At 64.2% G+C, this 20215-nt stretch carries 20 protein-coding genes; 13 read left to right on the top strand and 7 right to left on the bottom strand.

Annotated features, from left to right (window positions below; translation table 11 throughout):
* Positions 1 to 16 precede the first annotated feature (16 nt).
* The 10 genes from FHR19_RS01625 to FHR19_RS01580 all read left to right on the top strand — a co-directional run bounded on the left by FHR19_RS01625 (position 17) and on the right by FHR19_RS01580 (position 12565).
* Positions 17 to 2851 (top strand): gp53-like domain-containing protein, encoded by a 2835-nt coding sequence (locus FHR19_RS01625; protein WP_184023585.1) that lies wholly within the window; start codon positions 17 to 19, stop codon positions 2849 to 2851.
* Entirely contained in the window at positions 2841 to 3395 is a 555-nt protein-coding gene (locus tag FHR19_RS01620; RefSeq protein ID WP_184023584.1) for a hypothetical protein, read from the top strand. The genes FHR19_RS01625 and FHR19_RS01620 overlap by 11 nt, the downstream gene beginning before the upstream one ends.
* Positions 3392 to 5836, top strand: coding sequence for a cellulase family glycosylhydrolase (locus FHR19_RS17935; protein ID WP_184023583.1), 2445 nt, complete (start codon positions 3392 to 3394; stop codon positions 5834 to 5836). The genes FHR19_RS01620 and FHR19_RS17935 overlap by 4 nt, the downstream gene beginning before the upstream one ends.
* Before the next feature lie 1155 nt (positions 5837 to 6991).
* Positions 6992 to 7528 (top strand): hypothetical protein, encoded by a 537-nt coding sequence (locus tag FHR19_RS01610; RefSeq protein WP_184023581.1) that lies wholly within the window; start codon positions 6992 to 6994, stop codon positions 7526 to 7528.
* Positions 7516 to 7917 carry a hypothetical protein gene (locus tag FHR19_RS01605; protein WP_184023579.1) on the top strand — a complete coding sequence of 134 codons (402 nt, stop codon included), beginning with the start codon at positions 7516 to 7518 and terminating at the stop codon, positions 7915 to 7917. Before FHR19_RS01610 ends, FHR19_RS01605 begins: the two co-directional genes overlap by 13 nt.
* 19 nt (positions 7918 to 7936) lie before the next feature.
* Entirely contained in the window at positions 7937 to 8464 is a 528-nt protein-coding gene (locus FHR19_RS01600) for a TIGR02594 family protein (protein ID WP_184023577.1), read from the top strand.
* Positions 8461 to 8892, top strand: a complete 432-nt coding sequence (locus FHR19_RS01595) for a hypothetical protein (RefSeq protein ID WP_184023575.1) — start codon at positions 8461 to 8463, stop codon at positions 8890 to 8892. The genes FHR19_RS01600 and FHR19_RS01595 overlap by 4 nt, the downstream gene beginning before the upstream one ends.
* Positions 8893 to 9030: 138 nt before the next feature.
* Positions 9031 to 9510: a hypothetical protein gene (locus FHR19_RS01590; RefSeq protein ID WP_184023573.1), complete on the top strand. Its 480-nt coding sequence runs from the start codon at positions 9031 to 9033 to the stop codon at positions 9508 to 9510.
* Positions 9510 to 11624: a hypothetical protein gene (locus FHR19_RS01585; protein WP_184023571.1), complete on the top strand. Its 2115-nt coding sequence runs from the start codon at positions 9510 to 9512 to the stop codon at positions 11622 to 11624. The genes FHR19_RS01590 and FHR19_RS01585 overlap by 1 nt, the downstream gene beginning before the upstream one ends.
* Before the next feature lie 11 nt (positions 11625 to 11635).
* The gene (locus FHR19_RS01580; RefSeq protein WP_184023569.1) at positions 11636 to 12565 is read left to right on the top strand and encodes a hypothetical protein; all 930 of its coding nucleotides are present in this window, start codon (positions 11636 to 11638) and stop codon (positions 12563 to 12565) included.
* Here FHR19_RS01580 and FHR19_RS01575 read toward each other — a convergent pair.
* The 3 genes from FHR19_RS01575 to FHR19_RS01565 form a co-directional block, all read right to left on the bottom strand.
* Complete coding sequence (locus FHR19_RS01575) at positions 12562 to 13320, bottom strand: class I SAM-dependent methyltransferase (protein ID WP_184023568.1); 759 nt, start codon at positions 13318 to 13320, stop codon at positions 12562 to 12564. The genes FHR19_RS01580 and FHR19_RS01575 overlap by 4 nt on opposite strands.
* Positions 13321 to 13650: 330 nt before the next feature.
* Complete coding sequence (locus FHR19_RS01570; RefSeq protein ID WP_184023566.1) at positions 13651 to 13929, bottom strand: hypothetical protein; 279 nt, start codon at positions 13927 to 13929, stop codon at positions 13651 to 13653.
* Positions 13926 to 14162, bottom strand: a complete 237-nt coding sequence (locus FHR19_RS01565; RefSeq protein WP_343053120.1) for a hypothetical protein — start codon at positions 14160 to 14162, stop codon at positions 13926 to 13928. The genes FHR19_RS01570 and FHR19_RS01565 overlap by 4 nt, the downstream gene beginning before the upstream one ends.
* Before the next feature lie 172 nt (positions 14163 to 14334).
* On the opposite strand from FHR19_RS01565, the gene FHR19_RS01560 reads away from it, so the two are divergent.
* Positions 14335 to 14538, top strand: a complete 204-nt coding sequence (locus FHR19_RS01560) for a hypothetical protein (protein WP_184023564.1) — start codon at positions 14335 to 14337, stop codon at positions 14536 to 14538.
* Between the two features lie 506 nt (positions 14539 to 15044).
* Complete coding sequence (locus FHR19_RS01555; RefSeq protein ID WP_184023562.1) at positions 15045 to 15440, top strand: hypothetical protein; 396 nt, start codon at positions 15045 to 15047, stop codon at positions 15438 to 15440.
* A 185-nt stretch (positions 15441 to 15625) separates the two neighbouring features.
* Here the strand turns inward: FHR19_RS01555 and FHR19_RS01550 are convergent, their stop codons facing one another.
* A complete protein-coding gene (locus tag FHR19_RS01550; protein WP_184023560.1) occupies positions 15626 to 16534 on the bottom strand; it encodes a hypothetical protein in 909 nt (302 codons plus the stop codon).
* A 1099-nt stretch (positions 16535 to 17633) separates the two neighbouring features.
* Here FHR19_RS01550 and FHR19_RS01545 point away from each other — a divergent pair.
* Positions 17634 to 18080 carry a hypothetical protein gene (locus FHR19_RS01545; RefSeq protein WP_184023558.1) on the top strand — a complete coding sequence of 149 codons (447 nt, stop codon included), beginning with the start codon at positions 17634 to 17636 and terminating at the stop codon, positions 18078 to 18080.
* Here the strand turns inward: FHR19_RS01545 and FHR19_RS01540 are convergent.
* From FHR19_RS01540 to FHR19_RS01530, 3 genes are all read right to left on the bottom strand, one after another.
* Positions 18062 to 18589, bottom strand: coding sequence for a hypothetical protein (locus tag FHR19_RS01540; RefSeq protein WP_184023556.1), 528 nt, complete (start codon positions 18587 to 18589; stop codon positions 18062 to 18064). The two genes, FHR19_RS01545 and FHR19_RS01540, sit on opposite strands and share 19 nt — an antisense overlap.
* A gap of 133 nt (positions 18590 to 18722) precedes the next feature.
* Positions 18723 to 19550 (bottom strand): hypothetical protein, encoded by an 828-nt coding sequence (locus FHR19_RS01535; RefSeq protein WP_184023554.1) that lies wholly within the window; start codon positions 19548 to 19550, stop codon positions 18723 to 18725.
* Positions 19547 to 20179, bottom strand: coding sequence for a hypothetical protein (locus FHR19_RS01530; protein WP_184023553.1), 633 nt, complete (start codon positions 20177 to 20179; stop codon positions 19547 to 19549). Before FHR19_RS01530 ends, FHR19_RS01535 begins: the two co-directional genes overlap by 4 nt.
* Positions 20180 to 20215: the final 36 nt, after the last annotated feature.

Genomic DNA, 20215 nt, shown 5'->3' with positions numbered 1-20215 from the left:
ACGATAGGATATGCTCTTGGCAAAAGCCCTGAAAACCGCTGCTCTCATCGTCGGCGCCGTGGCATTGGTTGCCACTGGAGTCGGCGCGATTGGCGTCGGCGCCATAGGGCTGACGGCCGCGACGCTTACGACCATCGGAACTATTGCCGGTGTAGCAGCAAGCTTGATGAGCCTTGGCGCCGCGTCACTTGCTGGACGCCCACCACCAGGAACCGTCGCCGGAAACCCGACCAAGTTCACGATCGAGAAGCAGAGCGGCATCCCGTACACCATGGGTCGAACGCTGGTCGGCGGCCGGGTCGCGCACCGCCAGTATTACGGTGCAAAGAACGTCTACGAGAGCTGGGTCAGCATCCTGTCGCTGGGCCCGGTCAAGTCGGTCGGGCCGCTGCTGATCGACAAGCTGACGGCCGTGGCGCTGTCCGGAACGGCGGCGCTCGGCGCATACGCCGGTTACATGTGGCTCGACACGCAGATCGGCGCGACGCCTGAGGCCCGTGCGCTCGCCGGTCCGGCTGGTGCCATTCCCGGCTGGGACCCGACATCGAAGCTCTCAGGCCTCGCCGCCGATCTATGGACGCTGAAGTGGGACAAGGAGGGCAAGGTCTTCCCGACCGGCGTTCCAGTCCGCGGTCGCGTGGTCGAAGGCGTGCTCGTCTACGACCCCCGGCAGGACAGCACCTATCCCGGTGGCTCGGGCGCCTGTCGTCTCGGCGACGAGGAGACCTATGTCTATTCGGAGAACCCCGCCTGCCATGCAGTGACCTGGGCGTTCGGCCGATATCAGAACGATGTTCTGGTCGCCGGGGGCGGGCTGGCCGCTTCGGGCATCGATATGGCGACCTTCGCCGAATGGGCCAACGTCTGCGATGCGAATGGCTGGAAGGTTGGCGGCACCGTGTTCACGGAGGCCGATAACAGCTGGGACGTGCTCCGCATGATCGCCCAGGCGGGCGGCGGCGAGTGCGTGCCAGTCGGCGCGCGGCTGGCGGCGATCTTCTCGGCGCCCCGCGTGTCGATCGGCACGGTGACCTCAAACGACGTCTGCGGCCCGGTCGACGTGCCGGCGACCGCGGCGAGCCGCATCCGACGCAACACCATCATCCCCAAAGTCCGGCTTGAAGCGCAAGGCTGGGAAATGACCCCGCTCGATCCGGTATCGGTGCCTGAATATGTTGCGTTGGACGGCGCAAGCCGCCCTCGCGAACTCGACTTCCCGCTCGTTCAGCAAGCCGACCAAGGCGCGGAACTGGCGCTCTACGCGATGCTCAACGATCGCGAACTCGACGGCATCTCGATCACCGCGAAGATCTACGCGCTCGGCTATCGGCCGGGCGATTGCCTGACGATCGATATTCCCGAGGCGAACCTCATCGGCCGCGATGTGATCCTGCGAGAGCGCGAGATCGATGCGGCCTCTATGGCCGTGACACTCGTCTGCCGTAGCGAGACGGCGGAGAAGCATTCATTTGCTCTAGGGCGTTCCGGCGTCCCGCCACGTACGCCCGACCTGTCGAATCCGGGCGTAGACCTCTCCGCTCCTTCCTCGGCCGATTGGCAACTCGTCGGCGCAACTCTGTCGCGCGATAGCCTGGAAGTCCCCGCCCTCGTTATCACGGGCGCCGCGGATGACCGGGCGCTCGACGCGGTCGTCTTCGACTACCGGCCCTACATCGCAGGTGCAGCTGAAGATGTGAACTGGACCGGCGCGAGCATCGAGCCTGCGACCGTTCGTCGTCGCGACATTCTAGGGGTGCTCGATCGAACCCAGTACGAGGTCGGCATTCGGTATCGCGTTCGAGGATCGCTGTCGCGGCGGCTGGTTCTCGGACCCGTCGAGACATCCGGCAGCGTGGTGACCTATCCCGACGGGACGCCGATCGATGATCTCAAGCCCGCCGAGCCGGGTGCCACCAACGGCAGTCCTAACGGCTCCTATGTCGGTGATCGCCTGGCGGAGGAGGTCAACCGGCTTGCGGACCTGAATGGTCTCAACATTCTCGGCCAGATCCTGCGCGGCGACGCGCTGACCGCGCTGATCGATGCGCGGACGGTGCTCGACGGCAAGCAGGTCGGCGTGGTGATCGGCGAGGTGAAGGCAGCGTCGGAGGCCGCGAACGCGGTCTTCGCGCAGAACTTCGCCTACCTCGGCGCGCGCAACGGCGCCGACAACGGGTGGGTGCTCAACGGCGATTCGATTGAGATCACGGGCGCGGGCTTCGCCTCGCGCAGCCTAACGGCGCTGACCGCCGAGGTCGACGGACACCGCGCCGACATCACCGACATGCAGGAGATCCTGTTCGACCCTAGCGGCGTGACGCTGCGGTCGGTCAACATCCTCGACCTCGATGGCAACATTACCGGCACGGTCAACACGCTCACCGGCGAGCGCAGCGACTATGTGATCTACGCTGAGAACTTTCGGGTAGTGAACCCGAATGGCGGTCAGCCGATCACGCCCTTCCGAATCACGCCTGACGGCACGGTCACGGTCACAACGCTTGCCTATGAGACGCTCGTCCCGCTCTTCGCCGGGACGTACAGCCAGCTCAACCCGGCCGCGGGCTTTCAAAAGTTTCCCGGCGGCTACATCCGCCAGTGGGGCCAGTATCGCCAGCAACTGACGAACGAGGCGGCGGTGCGGATCAACTTCCCGGTGCCGTTCGCGGCGTTGATGGGCGTGTCGGCGATCGCCTTCAACGCCGACAATTCGAGCTTCAAGGACGCCTGGATGCAGTCGACCGGCGATCGCGACGTCGCCGGCGCGACCTTCAAGGCGCAGTCGGCCACCTCGGACAACCGCACGATCGACGGCTTCGATTGGGAGGCTTGGGGGACCTATGCCGATTGAGAACGACGAAGTTGCGGCGCAGCTGCTCGAGTTTCTCGAGCGGCAAGACGCCTTCACGGCGATGCTGGCCGCGTGGTCGAGCGGGATCGCGGGCGGCGGGCCGAACGGCGATGGCCGCTATCCGCTGCCAACCGGCGCGGGCACGACGACGCTGGTGCCGTGCCCGACGCAGTCGGCGTTCGACGCAAGCCTGCTGCGCTTCGAGCGGATCGCGCTCACGACCGGTAACACCATCGTCCTAGGGCCGGAGCACAGTGGCAAGACGCTGCTACTGGCGGGCGTCACCGGCACGTCGAACATCAGCGTGCAGCTGCCGGGCGGGGTGGCGCCTGGATGGTCCTGCCTGCTGATCCAGCAGGGCAGCGGCGGGCCGCGCGTCACGGTGACGATCGGGACGAACAGCAGCGGCGAGAGCGGGTTCCTGCGCTCCCGCGGCAATGTCTTCCGGCTTGCCGATCAATATGCGGTTGCCTCGGTCATCTGCACCGAGCGCACCTCGTCGTTCCGGTCGACGATGGTGCTGGCCGGCGACATCGTCCAGTGACCGTCATTCCGGCAATCCTTGGCGCGGTGCAGCCGAACAAGAAGCATCTGCCGCGCTGGATCATGCGGCGCGACACGCCGCTGCTGACGAGCGAGGGCGACGAAGTGACGCTGTCTCTCGTCGTCAACAATGCGCTGGCGGGCGCGCAGATCATGCTCTGGATGACGGGCGGCGGGTCGCTCGCCTCGACGGGCAACTGGGAGCGGTCCTGGCACGATGTCATCGCCGAGGAGCTCGCCCGCTACGGCTGCACCTATCGCCGCCTGACGAGCGGCACGACGCCGCCGGCGCAGGGCACGCTGTCGGGCCTGCTGACGATCGGCGGCGGATATCAGGGGCAGATCATGCGGTTTACGAACCGCAGCCGCCGAAACCGCCGCACCAACGCGACCAACCCCGACGGGTCGCCCGGCTATCGCGAGATGCAATTCCTCCTCGCCAACCAGGGCGCGGCGGGGACGCCCGAGCGCGAGAAGAACGGCACCGGCCAGATCCTTAGCGGCAACCTCGTGCGCGTGCTCGACACATCGAGAACGCCGACCGGCACGCCGCGCCTCGCGCTGCGCCTGCCGACCGGCCAGACAAGCCTGTTCGATGGCGACAGCTTCCGCGTGGTAATCGAGACCGCGAACATCATCCCCGGCACCAAGCTGAAGCTCTACCCCGCCGGCGACGGCCGCCGCGCGCTGTCGCCGTCGTTTCGGCCGGGTTTCAAGGATGCGGGCGAAGCGGCGGGGTGCGACGTCTTCCTGCCGCGCTATGACCCGGCCAACCCGGCCGACTATTACGACGGTTGCGAGATCACCTTCACCGAGCGGTATGACGACGCGACCCCGGTGACGATCGACTTCACGCTGCTCGCCAACGGTCCCGAGGAAGGCTCGCGCGAGCTGTTCATCATCTCGCAGTTGACCGCCGAAGGCGATGCGGCCGAGTTCGACGAAGTGCGCGCGCGCGGCGATTGGGCGAGCGGCACCGCCTACCGGCAAGGCGACTGGGTTACCTATCTCGTTGACGGCGGGCGCTACATCTACACGAGCGAGACGGCGTCGAGCGGCAACGCGCCGACCGACGCGAGCCGGTGGCGGCCGTACATCACGACGCAGACCAGCAGCCTCAACCTCAGCTTCACGATCAAGGCCCGCCCGCCGCGATACTGGGAGCTGCGCGCGACCGTCGCCGGCGGCGTCGTCACCTATGCGATCCACGTGCCCATCGGTGCCGCGGGCGACAGCGTCGCCTTCGCCTCGACCGGCGCGCCGGCGGGCTTCGACGCGGCGATCGCGGCGGCGCTGGGCGCGGCAGCGACGATGACTGGCGGGCGGCTTATCGCGGCGGATGGCGGCGAGATCATCTTCACGGTGCCGCTGTCGGGCGCCGGCAAGCATGTGCTGCGGATCAGCGACCCTGAAGGTACGTCGCCGATCGTCATCTCGGATGCATGCGCCTATCTGACGCCGCCCGTCGTCGCGGCGACCCCGGCCAAGCAGTTCGGCGTCAACCTGGCCGGCGCCGAGTTCACGCCCGCGCAGATCCCCGGCACGCTGGGCACGCACTACGTCTACGCCGGCCAGACCGAGATGGATTATTACTGGGCGAAGGGCGTCCGCATCATCCGCCTGCCGGTGAAGTGGGAGCGCATCCAGCCCGACCTGTACGGGCCGCTGGGCGGCGCGAACGACGATATCGGCCGCACTGATGGCGTGATCGACTATTGGGAGGGGCTGGGCGGGACGGTCATCCTTGATGTCCACAATTACATGAGCCGAAAGGACGCCGGGAAAGTCGCCTACGACAACCCGGCAGCGCCGACCGCGGCGCTGGTCGACCTGTGGGAGCGGCTCGCCAATCGCTACGCGAGCCGCGCGGTCTGGTTCGACATCATGAACGAGCCGAGCGGCGATCGGCAGAACGCCGGCCGCGTGGCTGATGTCATGCAGTGCGTGACCAACGCGATCCGCGCGCGGACCGATGCGGCCAACCTGATCCTCGTCGAAGGCCAGCGCTATTCATCGGCGCAGTTCTGGGTCTCGCTCGGCCAGGCGGCGGCGTTCGACCGGTTCTACGATCCCGCGGGCAACTTCGCCTTCTCGCCGCACAGCTATGTCGACGCCGACGCTAGCGGCACGAGCGGCCTGTGTGTCACCGGATCCTCGCGCCTGATCGCGATCACCGCCTGGGCGCGCGAGCGCGGGTTCAAGCTGTTCCTCGGTGAGGTGGCGGGCGGCGATCCGGCGCGCGCCGACCAAGCCACCTGCGGCCCGATCATGGCGCAGGTCTACAGCTACATCCGGGACAACCCCGAATGGATTGGCGTCACCGCCTGGGGCGGCGGACGCTTCTGGGGACGGGATTACATTTTCCGCCTCGACCCGCTGAATTACGCGACCGGGCCGAACAGTGGGCAGTTCGAGATGCTAACGCCATACCTTGTCGCCTGACGCGGCATCATTGTGGAAATTGCCACAACTCGATGCCCAACGGGGCAAGAAAGCGTGCGAGCAAAAAAGCGCTGCGAACTTCAACGCTGCTCTAGTGGCCTCCAACGCCCCGCCGCCGCATCGGTGATTGCGGCGGGTTAATGGCTCAACGAATCAGGTGAAGAGCGGAACGAGAATTGCGCCCCAGATAAGAGCTGAAATCGGCATGGCGACCAATATGCCACGCATCGGCCGATCGCCGTTCGAACCTATAATCACCTGCAACGTCATCTCTCCATCGATGTCATTTTTTTACAATTAACCCTCGCGTCCGATAGCAAGTCAACACGAAAGACGTGAGCGATGAAGCGAGCGGGTTTCGGTGCGGCGGTTGGGGTCCTGTGGTTGGTCGCTCGCTGTCACGACCTCCGGTCTGCGATCCTGCCGACGAACAGCAGCGAGACGCCGTTCGAACCGTGCCGTCCCTAAACCCGGCTGTCGGTATGACGACGGCGCACTGATGTGGACGCTTCGACCGCCACCCTAGCCGCCAAGGTCATCGTAATTTCGCAGTCCGTGCCGCCGCCGTTTGCAAAAAGACATCGCTGACTTGTCGCGGTTAATATGCGGGTGATGACCGCGACCCCGTAAAAGCGACGAGCGCTCCGATGGCGGGATTACATCTTCCGCCTCGACCCGCTGAATTACCTGACAGGGCCGGACAGCGGACAGTTCGCGATGCTCGCACCGTACCTTCAGTAGGGGTGCGGCGGCTCCATGGAGAGGGGGGGAGCAGCCGCCGCACCGGAGACGCTGACAGGTCCGATGGAGACACCTCTCTGTAGCTCGTCATTGGTTAACAATCGGAGAAGGTTATGACCGGAATGTCCGTTCGGTCACTACCGCTTGGCGCGGCGGACGCTTTTGGGGGCGGGATTACATCTTCCGCCTCAACCCGCCGAATTACGTGACAGGGCCGGACACCGGCCAATACGCGACGCTCGCGCCATTCGTCACAGGCTAAAACTGGGCGGTGCACCGCCCAAGGGGTGTCCTGTTCGACGACTCGATAAGTACCACAGTCCCTTGGTCCATTCTACTAATGGAGATCAGCGTGACAGACGTTATTCGTTTGGCCGGCGTCGCTTCGGCGCCACGTGACACCCGCATATTTCTATGAGCGCCGCCAACAGCATAGCTGCACAGGCGGTCATCAATTCACCGCCGTCCTTCGCCCCGGCGAGCTTCAACAACGATCCCAGCCTCTTTCTTTTCAACCTGTTCCTCATGACTGGCGCCTTCTTCATCGGCGTCATGATGGTGGGGCGGCAGGGGTCGAGGATTTGGCAACAGCGGCTTTTCGATCACCCGCTCGACCCGGTGTCGGTTTATCGGGCGATCACGCTGTTTGCCGGCATCGGCCTGACACTGCGATGCGGGGCCGAAGCGCTGCACCTGTGGAGCTGGGACCAGAAGACCCCGGACATCGTCGCGCGCGCGCTGATGGCCAAGCGCTGGCTCGATCCGATCGCAGTGATGTGCGGCATGGTCTGGATGTCGCTGGTCGTGCTGGGCGAGCCCGGCCTCGAGCACCAGCTGCGCAAGGCCCCCATGCCGGTCGACATGTGGTCGCGCTGGCCAGTGATGTTGCGTGCGCTTGTGGTTCTAGCCCTGAGCTTTGCGGCAGCGCTGATCGCGGTATGCCTCCGGTGAGGCTCTTGGCCGCGGCGGGGGCGGCGGCCACGATCCCCGTAGCGACGCAGCCGGTCACCTGGGATTTCCTCGGCTATCCCTATCAGCCCGGCCCTGTCTTCATCTCCATCATCGCGGTCGCGATCACCCGCGCGATCGTGTTTCTCCAGACCAAGGGGCGGCGGCAGATTCTGCTCGACGTCCTGATCTCGACCCTATGCGCGCTCGTGGCGGCGCTGTGGACGCAGGCGCACGAGCTGGGCCTGCTCGCCGCCGGGGTGACCGGCATCGGCATCGCCGCGATCGGCATCGGCATCATCAGCATGGCCAAGGGGCAAGTCGGCGCAGCCATCCGCACCGGGGCGCAGGCGATGCTGAAAGCACTGGCGGGACCGCCGAACCCGCCCTGATCCAACGAAAGGAACGATCATGACGACCGAGCCGGCGTGGCTGACGGCCGCGCGGGCGAAGCTTGGCACGCGTGAAGCGCCGGGCGTCGCCAACAATCCGACGATCCTTGGCTGGGCGAAACGGCTCGGCGTGAAGGTTCTGGGGATCGCCTACAACGCCGACAGCGTGCCGTGGTGCGGGCTCTTCGTCGCGTGGTGCCTGTCCGACGCTGGGTTCGATCTCGCCGCCGATGGCTTGCACCGGATGCGGGTCGCGGTTCGTGCCAGCGCCTGGGCGACGTGGGGGAGCAACCTCGCCCGCGATCGCCTCGCGCCGGGCGCCATCCTCGTCTTTGAACGGCCCGGCGGTGGCCATGTCGGCTTCTACGTGGGCGAAGACACGGCCGCCTATCACGTGCTCGGCGGCAATCAGGGCGACAGCGTGACGGTGACGCGCATCGCCAAGGCGCGGCTCGTCGCCTCGCGCTGGCCCAAGGGGGTGCCGGTGATCGGCGCGCCGGTGCGCCTCGCCACCAGCGGCAAGCCACTGTCGAGTACCGAGGCGTGACGTGGGCGGCCGCCGGCGGGCTGCTCCGCCGCTTTTGGTGGGCCATCCCGCTGGCCGCGATGGTCGCGGCCGTGCTGCTCACGCGCGAGCGCCTTGCCGATGTAAGGCAGACGCTCGCCAACGAGCGGCAGGTATGGACCGAGGCGGTGCGCAAGGCCGAGCAGGCGAAGCTCGACGCCGAGCGGCGCTACGCCGTCCAGACCGCCCAGGCGGCGACCGCCTTTGCCGACCGCCTGTCCGCCCGCGAGCCGATCATCGTCCGCTCCACCAACACCGTGAGGGAATATGCTCAGACTGATGCCGGCCGGGCTGTGTGCCTTGGCGCTGACCGCGTGCGCGGGATCGACGATCTCGACGCCGCCCTCCTTGCCGCAGATCCCGCCGCCGCCCGTGCAGGCGAAGGCGCGATGCCTGCCGACCCCCGTTGAGCGGCAGGCCGACGGCGGCGCGACCAGCGCCCAGGCCGAAGCCGCGATCCGGCAGGGGCGGATCGACCTCGCCGCATGTGATGCCCGCCGCCAGCTCGCCGTCGACGCTTGGCCCAAGTGAACGCTGAAAGGACCGACATGAAGCAAATCCTCCTATGGGATCCGCGTCTGCCAGATGCCGCGCCCCGTCGTCTGACTGTTGACGATCGGATCGCATCTGCCGCGGTACGCGCTGGCGTTGCCGCTCCGGTCGATCAGCGCGATTTTGCTGAACTGTCGGCTGGCGGGCCACTTGCCGCAGGCGATCCGGTGGAGATGACCCTTCAGGTCGGCGTCGTGCCGCGCATGGTGCGAGTGATGTTGCCGAGCGCCGTCGCCGCGATCGCCGAGCAATTCGCGCTCGCGGCTAGTGTGCGTCGCCCTATCGGCGGTGGCACCCCCACGCCGACACCGACGCCGACGATCTACGCAGGCGCACCCGCTGGCACCGACGCGGGCGCGTTCTCCGGCTCGGTCGGCTCGCCTGCATACGCCGACCGCCCGCTGACCGGCGACGGCTACACCTCGCAGTTCTTCACCGCGTCAGGCGGTCGCCTGCTGGTCGGGAGTGACTTCTGATGACGACGCTCAGCACAACCGGCCGCGTTCGGCAGGCCGATTACAGCGACCTCTCGCGGCTGTTCACCGACGCCGGAAAGACGACGCCGGCAACGGCAGTCGGCCAGACCATCCTCGGCGCAACGGCGCTTGGCGGCGAGAACATTACACCCGGAACCGGGATGCAGGTTGCGAAGATCGGCGAGAAGTTCGCGGTCCTTTCGACCTCGACCGGATCAATGGTGTTCGACGGCGCCGCGGGCTACCTGACGGGCAGCGACCTGCCCGAAACCTCCCACATCGTCTATTACCTTCAGACGGTCGCGAACGGCACGAACCAGCGTCCGTGGAAGGCGACCGGCAGCGGGAACAGCGACGTATCGCTGCGCGCGGCGGTGGGCGTCGCAACTGTTGCCGACAAGCGCGCAGGCAGCGGCGAAGCGGCGATGAACGTCAACATCGGCAACGCGCCGACGTTGACGCGTGAGGTCGTCTCAATCCGCAATAACGGTGTGACGCTCGACGTTTGGCGCAACGGGGTGAAGGTTGCGACGGGCGCGGCGCGTAACACCGCTTCGATCACCGCAATGAGCACACTCGCGACGAACGTTGGCGCGGGGATCATCGTTGGCGAGGTCGCTTTCTACAGCATCGCGCAGAGCGATGCCGACTTTGATGCCGATCACGCCGCGCTGGTCGCGTCGTGGCCGCAGCCCGTTGCCGTGCCGGTCATCACGATCGACAACCAGGACTCGATCCGGGGGCTGTCCGCGCGTGCCGCGACCTATCCCGTAGCGGGCACGCTCGCCAACATCACCGGCACCCCTGCCAGCCTGCACGCCCGCGTCCTTCGCGTGGCTGACGGCACCACGGCCAAGGCGCTCACCAATACCGGCGCGGCATTCTCGGGTCTCAGCTTCACCGGCGGTTCGGTGACGAACATCCCGGCCGGCGGGCCGTACACGATGCAGTACGAGGTCCGCGATGCAGGCGGGACCGTGCTGCATACGATCAACGGTGGCATCGACTTCATGGTCGGGTTCGTTGTCTGGAACTTCGCGTCGTCGTCGACTGGCGTGCGGATGGGCGAGGAAGACGTCGGCTCTGCGAGCAACATGGCGCTGCTCAACGCGAACCTCAGCCCGCTGTGGCGAGCCAACGGTCAGTTCGGTGCGGGCTATCGCGCGCTCCACGCCGCGCTGTCCCCGATCACCGGCGAGCCAACCATCGTCGTCAACACCGGGATCGGCGGCACGGTGCTTGCGAACTGGGAGGGCGACGCCGACGCGGCGCCGGGCACGCCCGTCGCCAGCAACCGCCCGTTCCAGCTCACGATCAACACCTTCGCCACTACCGCCGCTAAGCCCGATCTTGGATTGTTCGGTGCGGGCGCGAACGACACGTTCAAGCCCTATGACAGCGCGCAGGCCAGCGTCGTGCGCAGCCGCAACCTGCATCAGACCAAGATCCAGAAGGTCTTCCAGAAGTTCCTGACGCTGATCGGTCGCCCGGATGTGCCGGTCATCGTCATGGGTACGAACAACCGCGTCGCCGATGCCTCGAACGAAGCGTCCCCGGACGGTAACACCCGCCCGACGATGACGCGAGGCGCGGAGATCGCCTGGTCGCGATCTGTGCCGCAAGGCCGCTATGTCGGCGTCATGGATCTGCCGCTGGTCAGCGGCGACATCCACTTGACGCAGTTCGGCCACGAAGAACTCGGGCGGCGCATCGCAGGGGCGTATCAGAGCATCTTGGCGGGGCAGCGGTTCATGCCGCGCATCACGACCGCGACGTTCGTCCCGGGCGGTGCTGAGGTCACGGTCCAGCATTCGTCGGGCAACGACCTGAATGCGCAGCCGACGAACGGCTATTCGGGCTTTGTGGTTCGAGATGAGACGCGGGCGATCGTGCCGCTGACCGGCCCGGTCACCAAGCCGTCGGCGACTGCGGTCATGGTCCCCTTTGCGCGTGACCCAGCCAAGGCATACACGATCGCCCATCAGCCCGGCACGCGAACGCTGCCGCAAGCCGACATGCTGAAGGACAACAACGGCCTTCCCGTCGAACCAACCATCACTGCTGTCGGCGAGGTGCTGGTCGGCAGCCAGCGCGTCAACGTGTCGAACGTCTAGGAGCAACGCCAATGGCACTCTCACCGATCATCGTGGCCGAGCCTTTCGACGACCGAGACGGCGACGGCCGAATCATCTTCGGCACGCTCAACCGCAAGAAGTACGGCGTCAGCGAGGCGTTTTATCAGGGCCAGAACGCGGCCGGCGAGTACATCTACTGGCCCAAGGGCTACACGCCTGTTGTCGCGCCCCCGCCGCCGCCTGCACCTCCGCCGCCCCCGCCGCCTGCAACGCCCGGAACGGCCACGCTGGCGAACGGGGAAGCCTTCCTGCAATCCGACACGCTGACGGTTGGGTTCAATGCGTTCGGAGGCATCGGCACGGTCTACGCGGCCCCTGAGGGCTTTCGCACCGACACGGCGACCGGCTTGAAGCGCGTCGGCCTCTACCGTCCGCCGCTCGACGACGCGATCCTTCAGGGCCGTGCGATCGAGGGGTTCGTTATCGAGGCGAGCGGTGCGCGCGCGGCCAACATGCAGCTCACCGGCTTCTCTCAGATCAAGGGCGCCTTCGTCGATCCGACGCACTGGCAGGGCTCCTTCAATGGACTGCACATCGATCAGGTGGTGACGCTCGATGGCGACCGGCTCGTCTTCGCGGTGACGCTGTCCAACCGCAGCGGGAAGGCGATTACTGGCTTGCGCTACGCCCGGGCTTTCGATCCTGACCAGTCCGACCGATATCTGACGACGAACAAGGTCATCGCGCCGGGTGCGGTCGAAAGCACGCTCGACGGCGGCGGCAAGATCACGCTGCGCACTGATGCCGCCAGCGCTTATGTAGCAATCACCGCATACAACACTGCCTCCGTCATCGGCAGAGCGCGCCCCCTCGGTCACTCGAAGACGGCAGATGAGGTCGTGCAGCTAGTTATCCCGTGTGCAGATTTGCCAGCTGGCGGGTCGGTAACAACAACAATCGAGATAATCACCTCAGCTTAGGCCCCATATCTGATCTTCGCCACGCTAGGATAAAAACGTCGAGCGAGCCGCACGGCCAATCGCCGTCCTGTCGATGGCTTCAACGCCCTATCAAGACCCGCGATGCCATTTTTGCGCCGTATCTTCTGGCCGCGGCCATGTCGCGCAATCGCGCCGACGCATAAACTCCAGTGGCCCTGCGGGTGGGGATACAGGTCGATATTGCAACGAACGACCTCGTAGCCGGCCTCTTGCAGGAGGTTTGTCAGGCTTTCCGGCGTGAAAAAATTGACGTGCGTCACCGGCTCTGATTCCGCCGGCAGCTGATCAAACACTTCATAGGGGACCTCTACGTACATCGCGCCGTCATCGGCTAGAGACCGACGCAGCTCCATTAAGCACTGCAGCGGCGAGCCGAGGTGCTCAACGACGTGGCTGCACACGATCGCGTCAAATGTCTGATCAACCGGAATGTCCTTTTCTGTAGTCGCGATCTTGGTCACGCCGGCGATCGGGCGATCGGCATAGTCTACTAGGGCGCAAACAAAATCGCGTTCTACAAATTCTTTTAATAGGCGGCCGTCTCCGCCACCGAAATCCATCACGCGAGTGGCGCCGTGCGGCATATGCTTAGACAGCATTTTATACACTCTGCGAGCGCGCAATGCCGTTCGCTCAAGGTCCTCGGACTTACTCGGCGTGGCGTCCCCCATGCCACCGATGAACGCATATTTCTCTGAAATTTCGGCATCGGATGGTCGTGGCTCGTAGATCATCAGGCCGCAGTCCACGCACCCGACGAACTCGAATGCGGCCTCGTTTGTCCCAGGCTTCCAAACGTCGAAGAGGATAGTGAGAGCGGTTCGCTTCCAGCCTTTCGCATGCTCGATACTATCCCGGCGATACGTTCGGTGCCCGTAGCGTTTGACCTTTCTGACGCCGCAGGTTGGACAAGGCGGGATGCTTTGCACAGGCGCTTCTCCGAGTCGTTAGGCTGAATAAACTCCTTCAACAAACTATAGGCAAATGGATTCTTCGACACTTAATAAACATGGAAAGGCCGATACAGTCTGGCACCAATGAAACTATTGGCGGCTATTTTGTCATTACAGGGGCATCGGCTCGCGCCACCATGGCAGAGCCGGCGCGCTCTTGACCTTAGGAGGCATGATCACGCCGAAGAGGCGGGCATCGGTGCCGAGGAAGTCCGCGATGGTTCGAGCGTCCCGGTCGGACAGCAGGGCAGGGACGCCCTCGCGGATATGCCGGCCGATGTAACCATCACCTCGGCCGATAGCGCGCGAGCACATCGTGTGGCTGCAATCGAGCGCCCGGGCGGCGGCGTCGAGATTGGCGCGCGCTTCGGCCGAGGTCACGATCCTCATAGCGAAAGCCAGTCCATCTCGGCATCCTCGAGCGCCTCGAGCATGTCCGGGTCGGCCCCCAGCTGACCCATGCGCAGGCGGACGGCCTCGACGTCGCCATCCTTTGGGAAGGCGCGGTCTGCCCGGGCGGCATCGGCGAGGCCGTCGATCCAGTCTCCGCGGCTGCGCTGGACGAGCAGCCAACGGCCGAACGGCTCGCTCTTGGGCGCATAGCGGTTGGATTGAGCGGTCACGGCAATCTCCTGTGGGCGAATCGTTAGCAACCGATATAGCCTGTTCGCGCTATGTTCCAAATGTGCCACGACGCCCGCCATGAGTGCGAACTCTCGATTTGAGACGTGGAGTGATGCCGCGCGAAAGGGGGCGAACCTCGCCGTCGGCTGTAGCGGCTGCGATCGACGCGCGGTGATCGACGGCAAGTGGCTCGACCGGAAGTTCTTCGTGCATCGCTGGGACAATCGGATGGCGATGCTGTCGCAGCGGATCCGCTGCGGCCGGTGTGGCGCGCGGCCGGACCTGGTTCGGGTGACGCATCAGCGGCCGACGCTCGTGCTACCGCCGCAGGACGAGGCGGAGTGGCGGAAGCTGGTGGCGCGGCTGCGACGCTAACGTACAGATTTGAACACGACCGTGGCGCCGATTTGCGGTGGCTATCGCTTCTTTATGCACCCTTCGCTTGGGCCGTTTGCAGTCATGGCCGCTTCTCCTGTGACGGATCGTTTCCATAGGGCAACCGAAGAAAGGCAGGTCGAGGGTTATTCCCGCGGATCGCGGCTCTGCCGCGGAGGTGATAGATCGCTTGCAAGCGGTCGACGCCGATCGCTTTTTGCAGCTTGACGATTTCGTCTTCTGTCGGCGTCAATGCGTCCTCCGCAGTGAGCGGCCCGCCTAAGGGGCCGAGACTGGTGGCCTCACGCATACGCCACGACAGTGGCCAAAGGTGCCCAAAGGGTCATTCAACGCCGAATTGGACCGAGACCTCTCGACGTCACTTCGCGCCGACGGGGGATTGCTAAGACACAATGAGCCCGTGGAGATGCTCGTACACTCCCAATTTGGAGTCAATCAACTTCAGACCGCTCGCATATGCGAATGCACGAGCTGGATGTCGGCGAATGGGACTGATGCCATTGCCCAGCTGGTGGCTAAAGAGGCAGGCGGAAGCGGACGTGGTGTCAGCCGCGTCGAACGGAATACTCGGCGCGAATTATGAGATGTCTTCGACGATGGGAGCCCTGCCTACAAAAGGGCATCTGAATGCCACTTTCCAAATGCGCATGCTAAATCTATTAACCCTGTTCAGGGGGGGGGAAGGCCCGTCCGGTCTTCGAGAGGGTGTGGAAATGGCCTTTGCTGTCGCGCTTCAGCTGCTGTCGCTGATTGCGATCTTCGGTCTGGTGGTGTCGCTCAAGCTCGCGCAACGTCGGATTCGCGTTCTTGAAATTGCCATCCGCGACACGCGGTCCTCGGACCAAAATAACTACTTTCGCGGGTCGCCTCAGTCGATCTGAGCAAAGGGCCGGTGCCCACATCCTGGTAAGATGGAAGCCCTTCAGAAATCGCAACTTAAGCTAAGCGGCCTATCGTTACCGCTTTAGCGAAGTATGGATTTAGAGGGCGCGTGTTGCACTCGTCGTAAATGCAGAGATGATAGGTGGTTTCGGGCGAAGCTGACGCGAAGGTCAGCTCCGCCCGACTAGAAGGAGTAGGACGACATAATGAGCAGCCCACTTTGTTCCTGCCTTTTAAAGCGCACCTCTTCTTCCAGGCCCGGCAAGGGCATGTTTTCGAGAATACCGTCGCCAAGCGTTTGAACGTTGAGGTCGTAAAGGACACCAACTCCGATATTAAAGCTATCGGTACCTGTACCCGATCTCCGAAGGCCGACCATTACACCAGCTCCGATGGCGTCGATTATGGCCTCGGCACCTCCAGGCTGAAGCGCAATGAACGGCCCAACACCCCAATTCTTCTCTGTGGCTGTATTCTCAAAGCCGAAAAACCTCTTAACTCCACCAATATTCGTTGGAGTAAAAAGGAAATGAGATTCGAGAACGAAGCGAGCGCGCACATTCTCGGTTCTGTTAACCCTGACTATGCCATCGACAACTGAAGCGTCTGAAACTCGTCCGTTACTACCCAGATCATAGCTAAAGGCTACACCGACACCAAAGTTAATTCCCCCAAAAGTCTGTTTTCCAGTCGTATTTGCTCGAATGCCCTCTTGAGTCCAAGGCTTCACTTCCACAACTTTTGTGCCATCTGGCTTTTCAGTCGTAGTCGTAACGGTACCGGGCGAGGGCTGACTTTGCTGAATTAAGGCGGCGGGGGCTGTGACACCGGGCTGAGTGGGGGGTGCTCCGCTGATGCTCGCGAGATAAATTCTAGCCTGATCGGCCTTCGCTTTGGCTGCCGTCTCCGCGGCAATCGCAGCATTTGCCTCCGCGAGCTTGCTGGCGGCGAGTTCCTTTTGCAGCTCCGCCATTTGACGCTCAATTTCAGCGGCTGGCCTAGGGCTTGTAGGCGCGGTCTGCGCCACACAAACGGACGGCATGATCATCGCGGCCAAGGAAAAGCAAAATGCTCTACCGGTATAGGCTGTCATATTTGTGCCCCCAATTCGCTTGAACGCACATGCAACAAATACTTGCCTCGCGTTGACCATGTCACCATCGCCTCGCGGAGTCTTGGAGAAATATGCCATTAGATTCCGCGCACTGAGCAGACGGGTGCGGAAAGCGCGCTCAAGGGTCCGGTGCCGCTCCGGTGAAAATCGCCAATGTTTCGCTTTTGTTCGTTATTCGTTCACGATAGTGGTGATGTCACGGGCGTTAAAAAACCTAGATCAAACCTAGGCTCCCTTTCCCTCCGAAGGCAGAGGCCAGGGGTTCGAATCCCTTCGGGTGCGCCAGTTTTCTTGTGATTTTGACGAGCTCACATTCGGCCCTGCGGCAGTTATGTGGTCGTAACCTGTCTCGCCCGCACCGGGCGACCCCATCGTAGCACCCCGGACTTCCCCAGCCGGCTGCATCTGACGGGGCCGTAAACGATCGTGGCAGAGGTTAAGCCGCCTCAGCACCAGGTCGTGTCAGATCTGAGCGCAACCCGTTGCCGGCGGCTCTCCTCGACGCTCCTCGCATCGGCGATGCTTCGTCGAATCGTTCGGGAGCCCCTTTCCGCCGCCGAAACTTGCCGGCTCGACGTAGCCGGAGGTTGCCGCCTCCGAGTGGTGCAGCTTCTTATCAAAGCGCCGATGGAGCAAGTCGCTGCAACCAGCGCAGTAGCCGCGCTGGGCCAGCGCAACGGAGCGCTCGGATGCCCAAATCGCTAGGTCAACTCTTCGATGAATATGGTGTCCGAGACGCTTGGCACCGGGCGGCCGTTCGCGTCGGCTAGCTGACATTCGAACACGCCATCAGCCTCCACTGCCATGACGACCAAGACATCACCGGGAAAGAAAACCGGAGGCACCCCCGGCATGATCTCCGAATATCCTCCAAAGTTTACGATCTGCCTAGGCAACCCAACCACGTCATATCCCCTTACACCTTAGTCCGAATCAATATAGCAGCCTTGCACTGGCATGAAAACCCCGTCTGCTTACGAGTAGTAGTCGCCTACTTATCTAACAGAGTTCCGTAAGTTCTTTTGCATGATTCGTTTCTTTATGGAAGGTTTTCCTTTCGAATTAACGGGAGCCGAGCGTGTACCACGGATCGACGGATGAAATTGGGACGCTGATCGAGCGAATTTTGGGAGGGGACGGGACCTCGAAGGGCTTCAAAGACATGCGCGATCGAACGGCTTATGTGTTTGTGACCGGCACACACCCATCGCATCTGCGCCAAACGTGGACGCAAATCCTCAGTCGCGTCAGTCGCATGTCCGCAAGCGCGACCGCGCTAGATGGACGCCCCGCCAGCCTTCAGGTGGATCAGCGCGTCGTCGCGAAGCTCGATCTGGCGAACCATCCAATGGTGACGAAGGTTCGCGAATACGTCGCCAGAGGCTACAGGATCACCATCTCCCTCGGCCCCAACGAGCGTAAGCCTTACACCAAGATCTACCTCTCTCGGGGAACCGGCGATGCCACAAACCTCGTCACCGTTCAGATCGACGGGTCAGTACTCGATCATTGGAGGCGAAAATAAGCGCCAGGCGTTGACCCGAGTATTGCATCCTCAGAGCCTGTCACCTGCGCACCCCGGAGCCTGAACGCGTCCAGAGCCTCGTCGGCGGTTGCAACGCGTTGCAGCGCGGAGGTCTTCCAGGCGTCGACGCCGTACCAGCGGGCCCACTCCCCCGCCACCCCTTCGATCGTCTTCCGCATCTTGCTGAGCCGCGTGCGATCGGCGGTCATTAGGTCCCGGAGGATGGCATCTGCACGATGCTGGGCAAACTCTGCCGGGACGAATACCTCCGCGCCGCCATCCGCAAGCCGGAACCAGTAGCCAAGGAACTTGAACGGCTGCGAGATCGGCTTGGGAGGTGCCGCCCGCAGAAGAAAGGGGCCAGCGGCAGAAGACGCGAACGCCTTCTGCAAGAGGTCCACGATGGCGCCTGCCTGCTCCCGGTCCACGAATATGCCGAGGTTGTCGGAATAGGTGTGAAGGTTGTGGCCATACGCATGCAGCAGCGGCCCGCCGGGGAGATCAGCCAAACCCCGTAGAACCTCTGCCACCACGTACTCGCCCACGAGTGCAGACAGCGCCGACCCCTGCGGAATACGGTGGCCAAGGCATGATTGTGATAGCCGACGACGAAGAGCTCGAATGGCCGAAGCGCGTATGCGGTCACGACGTCTTCCTCTTCGACCGCCAGTCGGCGGCATAGGCTGTCCATGCGGTATCCTCGCGGGCCGTGGCCTCGCGATCATACCGCTCCAGATCCCCTTGTAGGATTTGCAGGCGCGCCCAAGAAGCGCCCCCCGCATCGACCGCTTCGTAGAGCGTGTCGGCATTGCTCGCGCCGGTGAGCGCCGGGCGTAGCGCGGCCAGTTCCTTCGCGATCGCTGCGACCTCGCGCTCGATAGGCAGCGCGTCGCCGAGCCGATGGGCGTGGCCGTTGCGATCGACCCAGCCGAACCAGCCGCCATCGACCTGACCGCCGCGTGCAAAGCGCGGTTGCGCGTCGAGCCACGCCTTGGCCTCGCCCCGCGTGGCCGTGCCCGGCGGCGCGATGCGCGACGCGCAGACAGCAATCGCCTGGCGCTGGTGCGCGGTCATGGGCTCAGCGAGCCGCCGGGCGCGCATCTCGGGCGCGTCGTTGGTGACGGCCATGAGCCGGGCGTGCTCGCGGTGCAGTTCCACGACCAGCAGCACGTCAGCGATCATCCCCGGCAGTTCTTCGATCCGCGCGGCGAGGTTCATTGCGTCGCCCCGGATGATCGCTATGGCGTGCTCGTTCCAGCGAGCGAGGTCGGCCCGCAGCTGCTCGAGCCGGGGCCGGAGCCGACCGATCGCGGTGCGAGCCGGGTCACGCAGCATGCGATCCGGATTGTCGAGGAGGGCGACATAGCCGTCCATCTCCCGGGCGACCTCCGCCACCTCGGCCTCGATCCTCGCGGGGCTGTCGAGCTCGTGCCGCTGACCGTCGCGGTCGGTCCACACGAACGCGGTCACGCCACGAACTCGCGATAGTTTAGGTTGGCGCCGTGCGCCTCCAGCCAGTCGGCGGCATCGCCGCGCGACAGGTGCCCCGGCACGTCGATCCCGCGCAGGCGGCAGGTGACACGGATCAGCCAGCGCTGATTGCGCGTCATTCCCTCTTCCCGCCACGCGCCTTCCAGGCGATATTCCTCGTTGCGCGCGAGCCACTCGGCACGATCGGCGTCATAGGCGACCAGCCGGCGACGCCAGGTCTCGTACAGCCCACGCGCCGAGAGATCGCGGTCGTGACGGTCGATCATCATCACAATCGCTTGGCCGAACGACACCGATGGCTCGGTGTCGATCAACTCGTCCATGTCGGACCAGACCTGGTCCGCCCAGAACGCCAGCAGCCCGGCGAGCGCATCGGCGTCGATCGCCGACAGGCCGTGGTTCACCAGCACGCCGCCGAGTGCGATCTTGTTGTGCACCTCGGTCGGCTCGGCAACCACGGTCTTGTAGCGCGGTGCGACTAGCGCACGGCGGCGTTCGGCGATCGCAGCCCGATCCTCGTCCAACCGCGCGAGATCGGCGTCGGCCTTCTCCAGGACGCGGTCGATGTCCGGCTGGCCATCGGCATTTTCGTAAATTCGCGAATCCATGACGCTTCTCCTTGGGAAGCGGCGTGATCGCGCGAT

Source organism: Sphingomonas yantingensis (genome assembly GCF_014199325.1).
GTDB lineage: Bacteria > Pseudomonadota > Alphaproteobacteria > Sphingomonadales > Sphingomonadaceae > Sphingomonas > Sphingomonas yantingensis.
Note: the sequence above shows the minus strand (reverse complement) of the source record. Positions and strands in the feature narration are given on the sequence as shown.

What these genes read in the sequence shown, in the direction of transcription:
- FHR19_RS01605 (WP_184023579.1), top strand. Translation starts at nt 7,516, where the DNA reads ATGCCTCCGGTGAGGCTCTTGGCCGCGGCGGGGGCGGCGGCCACGATC.
- FHR19_RS01590 (WP_184023573.1), top strand. Translation starts at nt 9,031, where the DNA reads ATGAAGCAAATCCTCCTATGGGATCCGCGTCTGCCAGATGCCGCGCCC.
- FHR19_RS01550 (WP_184023560.1), bottom strand. Translation starts at nt 16,534, where the DNA reads ATGACAGCCTATACCGGTAGAGCATTTTGCTTTTCCTTGGCCGCGATG.
- FHR19_RS01555 (WP_184023562.1), top strand. Translation starts at nt 15,045, where the DNA reads ATGGGACTGATGCCATTGCCCAGCTGGTGGCTAAAGAGGCAGGCGGAA.
- FHR19_RS01620 (WP_184023584.1), top strand. Translation starts at nt 2,841, where the DNA reads ATGCCGATTGAGAACGACGAAGTTGCGGCGCAGCTGCTCGAGTTTCTC.
- FHR19_RS01600 (WP_184023577.1), top strand. Translation starts at nt 7,937, where the DNA reads ATGACGACCGAGCCGGCGTGGCTGACGGCCGCGCGGGCGAAGCTTGGC.
- FHR19_RS01570 (WP_184023566.1), bottom strand. Translation starts at nt 13,929, where the DNA reads ATGAGGATCGTGACCTCGGCCGAAGCGCGCGCCAATCTCGACGCCGCC.
- FHR19_RS01575 (WP_184023568.1), bottom strand. Translation starts at nt 13,320, where the DNA reads ATGATCTACGAGCCACGACCATCCGATGCCGAAATTTCAGAGAAATAT.
- FHR19_RS01610 (WP_184023581.1), top strand. Translation starts at nt 6,992, where the DNA reads ATGAGCGCCGCCAACAGCATAGCTGCACAGGCGGTCATCAATTCACCG.
- FHR19_RS01530 (WP_184023553.1), bottom strand. Translation starts at nt 20,179, where the DNA reads ATGGATTCGCGAATTTACGAAAATGCCGATGGCCAGCCGGACATCGAC.
- FHR19_RS01585 (WP_184023571.1), top strand. Translation starts at nt 9,510, where the DNA reads ATGACGACGCTCAGCACAACCGGCCGCGTTCGGCAGGCCGATTACAGC.
- FHR19_RS01580 (WP_184023569.1), top strand. Translation starts at nt 11,636, where the DNA reads ATGGCACTCTCACCGATCATCGTGGCCGAGCCTTTCGACGACCGAGAC.